This is a genomic window from Vibrio sp. 378, from assembly GCF_033339435.1.
Map to the genome: position 1 here is coordinate 347,901 of NZ_JAWOUO010000007.1, position 6,133 is coordinate 354,033.

Genomic DNA, 6,133 nt, shown 5'->3' on the forward strand with positions numbered 1-6,133 from the left:
CTGAGTCAATTTTCGCTTCCTGCACCTAGCAGATGGGCTTCCACTGACATCTTCCGTGACTATGCCCGTAAGCAATATCGTTCTGGGCATTTTAATATTTATAAATTAACGAGTTAAAAGAGGTACGCCAATCGAACGCACCGAGGCGTAAATTTGCTCATCTATGGTAATTGTTACATGCGTGACAGAAGCGTTTCCTATCGACAACGTCGAATACCACTTTGGGTTACGCCAATCTAACTCCAATACATGAGCAAGAATCATACGAATGACGCCACCATGCGTGACGATAAGTAGATTGTCATTGATATCGTTGATGATTTGAGACCAAACGCGACATATGCGCTCAGAAAATGTGCTTAAGCTCTCAGCATTCGGCAACGTATGTTGTGCTGGCGATTGCCAAAAAGCATCTAGCTTTTTCCACTGCTCAGTGAGCATATCAAAAGGCATACCATCAAAATCACCAAATGCCATCTCTTGTAAAGACTCATCCGTCATTACTGGTAATAATTGCTGTTCAGCAATGATGTTTGCCAGTTCTTGACAGCGTGAAAGCGGAGAAGAAATTATTCCACCCACACCTCGTCCACTCTCGGCCCAAGCCCGAGCAATACTCTCTTGATCAGCAGGCGTAACTTTTACATCTGTTTGGCCATGGAGTCCTGGTGGAGCGTCTACTTTTCCATGACGCACAAGATAGATATTGAGTGTTTTCATTTTGTTCCATCCTACTCTTTAAGAACCAACGGCAAACCAGCAGCAACAAAGGTAACGCGATGGCAAACACTGGCTAGTTTTTGATTCATCCGTCCTGCATTATCCACAAAATAACGACTAACCGCCCCCAAAGGTACAATGCCCATTCCAACCTCGTTAGAGACGAATATTAACGTCGCATCTGAGCCACGTACCACCTGTATAAGCTTTTCAATTTCTGCTTCTAGCTTCTCATGGGAACATTCATCACCTAACTCAAATATCCAATTGTTGAGCCACAAGGTTAAACAGTCGACCAATACAACATCGGTGGTAGCGAAATTTGTCAGTAACTCAGATAAATGAAGGGGGCATTCATGCTCTTGCCACTCGCCCCCGCGTTGCTTTTGATGATGCGCTATTCGCTCTCGCATTTCTTGGTCAAATGGCAGCGCGGTTGCAACATAGTGTAATGATCGATGAGAAGCGACCGATAATTGCTTAGCTGTTTTTTCTGCCAAATGCGACTTCCCAGAGCGCGCGCCACCGAGTATCAATTGCTTCATGAGGAGTGATACAACCCAATCATAGTGAGATAAATAAGCAGTTCCGACAACTGCTGCGCTGCGCCAAGGCAATCCCCCGTGAAGCCGCCAATTCGCTTGATTAACCAACGTTTGAATATCAAACGAAATACCACGAGAACAAGCGATATCAAGATCGCATCCGCGATACCAAGCACAAGCAATGTTACACCACCAGTAAACAACAAAATGGAGACTTCTAGAGAAGACTGGCGACTTGCCAGCGGTTTACTTTTCGACGTATCACTGTCACTGACATAAGGCATGTCATAAATAAGCGTCGCTGCTAGTGCTCGGCTTGCGGTGTAAGCGACGACAATGACCAACCAAAAGAGCGGCAAGTTAGCGAGTTCACTCCAAAAAACATACTTAGCCAATAACGCCATAATGAGAGTGGCGGCACCATAAGTGCCAATACGACTGTCTTTCATAATAGAGAGGCGTCGCTCTACGGTCATGCCACCGCCAATGCCATCCGCCATATCGGTCAAGCCGTCTTCGTGAAAAGCCCCAGTTAACAATAAGCTAAACACCATCGTTAATACTATGGCAACCGACTCTGGGAAAAGAATTGAGGTGAGCGAAAATACCAAAGCGCAAAGCGCTCCAAGCACGAGACCAACTAACGCGAAGTAACGGCCTGCCTGATTCATGCGTTCTTCACTGTAAGGCAACGCTTGGGGCACGGGTAAGCGGCTAAAAAAACTGGTAGCTAATAGAAATAACTCCCACTGGTATCTTAACGATGACGGCATGACGTTCTCAGAATTATCAGGGACTGACACTAAACTGTAACTCCTGCACTCTCGAAGCTCGCCATTTTGTTGTAAAACTGGGCAGCAGCTTTTAACAGAGGCAAGGCAAGAGCGGCTCCTGTTCCCTCCCCTAGCCGTAAACCAAGGTCGAGCAGAGGTTCTGCTTTAAGATGTTCCAATACAAATTTATGTCCATTTTCTTCAGAGCGATGGGCAAACAACATGTATTCACGCGTTTCTTCGTCTAACAACGTCGCAATATAAGCCGCTACCGATACGATAAACCCATCCACTAAAACTGGAGTTTTAAGCCGCTTGGCTTCTAAAAAAGCGCCCACCATTTGTACGATTTCAAAGCCCCCAACCTGTGCGAGAATCGCTTTGGTATCAAGACCTCGACATCGGTTTACCCCCTGTGCTACCAGTTTATATTTGCGGCTCAACTGCTGTTGATTGATTCCGGTGCCAACGCCAACACAATAATCAATATCTAATGAGCTCAGCGCCGATAACAGTGCTGAGGCCGAACTGGTATTACCGATGCCCATCTCGCCGAACATTAAGAGGTTTGAACCATGCAAAATGGTATGCTCAGCAATCTTCGCACCATATTCTAAACCTAACGCCACGTGTTCTGGGGACATCGCTGATTGTTTAGAAAAATTAGCCGTACCGTTACCCAACCGTTGTTCAACCAAGTTGGGATGGGATTTAAATTCTGGAACCAGCACATCAATAGGAGCCAACATGCCGCAATCTATTACTTTGAGTTGAATGCCATTAATGTCGCAAAAACAGTTGATGGCTGCGCCGCCAGCGAGAAAGTTAGCCACCATTTGCTGAGTGACTTCGCTTGGCGCAATGCTCACGCCCTCCTCTGCAACGCCGTGATCTCCAGCAAATACCAGCATGCTTGGTTTGCAGATAGCGATGGAATCAACTGGCTGAGGTTTATTCTGACTTTGAATAAGAGCTAACTGCAGTGCCACCTTTTCCAATAAGCCTAAAGAACCGACGGGTTTGGTTTTGTTATCTATGCGTGCTTGTATCTCCGCAGCAAAAGAGTCATCCATTTTTTACGTTCCTTTGATGTTGTCTGGGTGAGAGGTGTTCTGTTGTTCAAGAGGTCTTGTTCAGCGACAGTTTTTGCGCGCCCACTATTGTATACACTTGCATCCAATTGGGGCAGCGCTAATCAAGTTTATCTCAGGATAGTCTGCCGAGTTCGCAGAGCGTCTCACCTTTCTTGCACGAGATTATAAGTAACTCGTTGAAATCCGCTACAATAGCTTAGACTATGTTCCCATATAGGAGAAAAGATATGGATAACAACACCTGCGCAATCATCGCCGGTGCAACTGGCTTAGTAGGCTCAAAAGTCATTGCAAACCTCATAAATCAATCAGGTGTTGGAACCCTATATTATCTTTCTCGCCGCCCACTCGATGGCGTCCTAGATGTGGACAACAAGCTTATTCCTCTCATTGATGCAGACCTTTCTATCCACCAATGGGATGAGAACCAACCAACACCAACCATCGGCTTTATCTGTTTAGGCACGACCCTTAAGCAAGCAGGGAGTAAGGATAATTTGCGTAGAGTAGATGTTGATCTGGTGTGCAAAGTCGCGCAACAAATGAAAACAATCGGAGTCAAACGCCTTGCGGTTGTTTCTAGCCTCGGTGCAAATAGTAAATCGCCATCCCATTACTTAGCTTGTAAAGGACAAATGGAACAACGAATCGAAGCTATGGATTTTGAGGAAATCGTATTTGTTCGCCCAGGCCCGCTTGTTGGTCAACGTCAAAACCCAAGAATGGACGAGAAGTTAGTACAAACTCTGTTTAAGGTAATTCGCCCACTTATGCTTGGCAAACTGTCCAACTTTTTACCTATTCGAGCAGAAGATGTCGCCAAAGCGATGATTTATCAACTTTTCAGTTATCAAGAAGACTCGGTGGTTTACTTACAAAGGAAAGAAATGCGTGACTTACTGCATCACTACGAATAACCATTTTGTACAATTAACGTGCTAATTCACACTCTCACGCGACTTAGATCTCGTTTTTATATTCATTTTAGATCTAGCTAATACCCGTTTGTCATTTTTAAAGTTATATCACGAGCGTTATCTTACGCTCCATAAATAAATCCGTATAAAACCCCGTATAAAAAACAACCGCCACTTCGGCTGGTTGATAAGGTCAAATTATGAATTTTGCAGTGATAGCCTCTCTAGCCGTCTTTGTTGGCATATTGTTCTTTCTATTTAACCAACAACAAAAGAAACACACTCTTTCACGTCTCGTTTTGATCGGTCTTGTTACCGGTTCTCTTTTTGGTCTTGCTTTGCAACTCATTCACGGTGAAGGCAACAGCGCTATTGCTCAAACACTTGAGTGGGTAGGCATTGTAGGCAGTGGCTACGTTGGTCTACTGAAAATGGTCATCATGCCACTGGTGTTGGTATCGATGATCTCTGCAGTTGTTAAATTGGAGAAAGGTGGATCTTTAGGTAAAATTTCTGGCCTGACCATCTCTGTTCTTTTAGTAACGACTGCAATTGCTGCACTTATCGGTATCTTGGTGACAACGACATTTGGCCTTTCAGCAGAAGGGTTAACTGAAGGTGCGCGTGAAACCGCTCGTATCGCCGTTTTAGAAAGCCGTGCCGGTACAGTAAGTGACCTAACTATTCCTCAAATGCTAGTTAGTTTCATTCCAACCAACCCATTTGCTGATCTAACAGGTGCTCGCTCGACATCGATTATCGCTGTTGTGATTTTCGGCGTGTTAACTGGTATCGCCGCTCGTAAAGTGATGATAGAAAAAGCAGAGTTGGAATCACCGATTCGTACTTTCGTAGAAGCTGCTCAATCTATCGTTATGCGATTAGTGAAGATGATCATGGCCCTAACGCCATACGGCATCGCAGCACTGATGGCAAAAGTGGTAGCGACATCAAGCGCAGGCGACATCCTAAACCTACTTGGCTTTATTGTGGCGTCTTATGTTGCTATCGCACTGATGTTTGTTGTTCACGGCGTATTAGTCTCTTTTGTCGGCGTTAGCCCTGCGGAATACTTTAAGAAAATCTGGCCTGTACTGACCTTCGCGTTTACATCTCGTAGCTCAGCAGCAACAATTCCACTAAACGTAGAAGCGCAAATCACCAAGCTTAACGTTCCACCAGCGATTGCAAACCTATCAGCATCGTTTGGTGCCACTATCGGCCAAAACGGCTGTGCGGGTATCTATCCTGCAATGCTTGCAGTGATGGTAGCTCCGACAATGGGCATCAACCCTCTGGATCTTCACTTTATCCTGTCATTGATTGCGATTATCACCATCAGCTCATTTGGTATTGCAGGTGTCGGCGGCGGTGCAACGTTTGCAGCCTTGATTGTTCTTCCTGCAATGGGCTTGCCTGTGACCATCGCGGCGCTGCTTATCTCTATTGAACCATTGATTGACATGGCACGTACCGCACTAAACGTTTCAGGCTCAATGACTGCGGGTACAATTGCTAGCCGAGTGCTGAAGTCACCAGAAAGTGAAGCAACATTGGAAGAAACACGAGCATAGAACTCAAATTCCTTCCAAAGCGATAAAACGTAAAATATCAAGCCGATGGTTCGCCATCGGCTTTTTTCATTTTCAAAAATTCAACTTGCATCTTTCGTTGCTAGTCAAGGCGTTGAATGGTCTAATACTGTCATCGGTTTTGTAAACGGTAAGCAGAATGCACCAAGATAATCAGCCCACTTTTTTCTTCTTTGATTATGAGTGACAAATTGTAACTTACTGAATATAAATCATATAAATTGCACACATCTAATTTTGAGACGCAACTTAGACACAAAAATCCGAACAAACAGACATAAAAAAGGGCCACCGCACAATGCAGTGGCCCTTCTTGATTCACATTGTTGCTAGGCAATGGCTTTGGGTCCATAGACACATAGCGACCCATACAGACCTAAATAAATGCCAATAACATTGAATTACTCCTTCAAACCTTAAACAGGCTTAGACCAGTATTTCCCATTCCATTTCAACTGAATGGTATCGTTAGTTGAGTTAAGCTTAATATCT

6 protein-coding genes are annotated in these 6,133 nt (G+C 44.7%); 2 read left to right on the forward strand and 4 right to left on the reverse strand.

Annotated elements, in window-relative coordinates; genetic code table 11:
- Positions 1–105: 105 nt before the first annotated feature.
- The 4 genes from cobC to cobT are packed head-to-tail and all read right to left on the reverse strand — an operon-like array spanning position 106 to position 3,111.
- On the reverse strand, positions 106–720 hold the full coding sequence (cobC, locus tag R7Q48_RS15555) for an alpha-ribazole phosphatase (protein WP_017820880.1): 615 nt from the start codon (positions 718–720) through the stop codon (positions 106–108).
- A gap of 11 nt (positions 721–731) precedes the next feature.
- Positions 732–1,265: a bifunctional adenosylcobinamide kinase/adenosylcobinamide-phosphate guanylyltransferase gene (gene cobU, locus R7Q48_RS15560; protein WP_213962602.1), complete on the reverse strand. Its 534-nt coding sequence runs from the start codon at positions 1,263–1,265 to the stop codon at positions 732–734.
- The gene (locus tag R7Q48_RS15565) at positions 1,262–2,038 is read right to left on the reverse strand and encodes an adenosylcobinamide-GDP ribazoletransferase (protein ID WP_213962632.1); all 777 of its coding nucleotides are present in this window, start codon (positions 2,036–2,038) and stop codon (positions 1,262–1,264) included. Before R7Q48_RS15565 ends, cobU begins: the two co-directional genes overlap by 4 nt.
- A gap of 29 nt (positions 2,039–2,067) precedes the next feature.
- Positions 2,068–3,111 (reverse strand): nicotinate-nucleotide--dimethylbenzimidazole phosphoribosyltransferase, encoded by a 1,044-nt coding sequence (gene cobT / locus R7Q48_RS15570; RefSeq protein ID WP_151514710.1) that lies wholly within the window; start codon positions 3,109–3,111, stop codon positions 2,068–2,070.
- A gap of 248 nt (positions 3,112–3,359) precedes the next feature.
- Here cobT and R7Q48_RS15575 point away from each other — a divergent pair, with 248 nt between their 5' ends.
- Complete coding sequence (locus tag R7Q48_RS15575) at positions 3,360–4,049, forward strand: NAD(P)H-binding protein (protein WP_053350419.1); 690 nt, start codon at positions 3,360–3,362, stop codon at positions 4,047–4,049.
- Positions 4,050–4,249: 200 nt separating this feature from the next.
- Entirely contained in the window at positions 4,250–5,623 is a 1,374-nt protein-coding gene (locus tag R7Q48_RS15580) for an L-cystine transporter (protein WP_025766775.1), read from the forward strand.
- Positions 5,624–6,133: the final 510 nt, after the last annotated feature.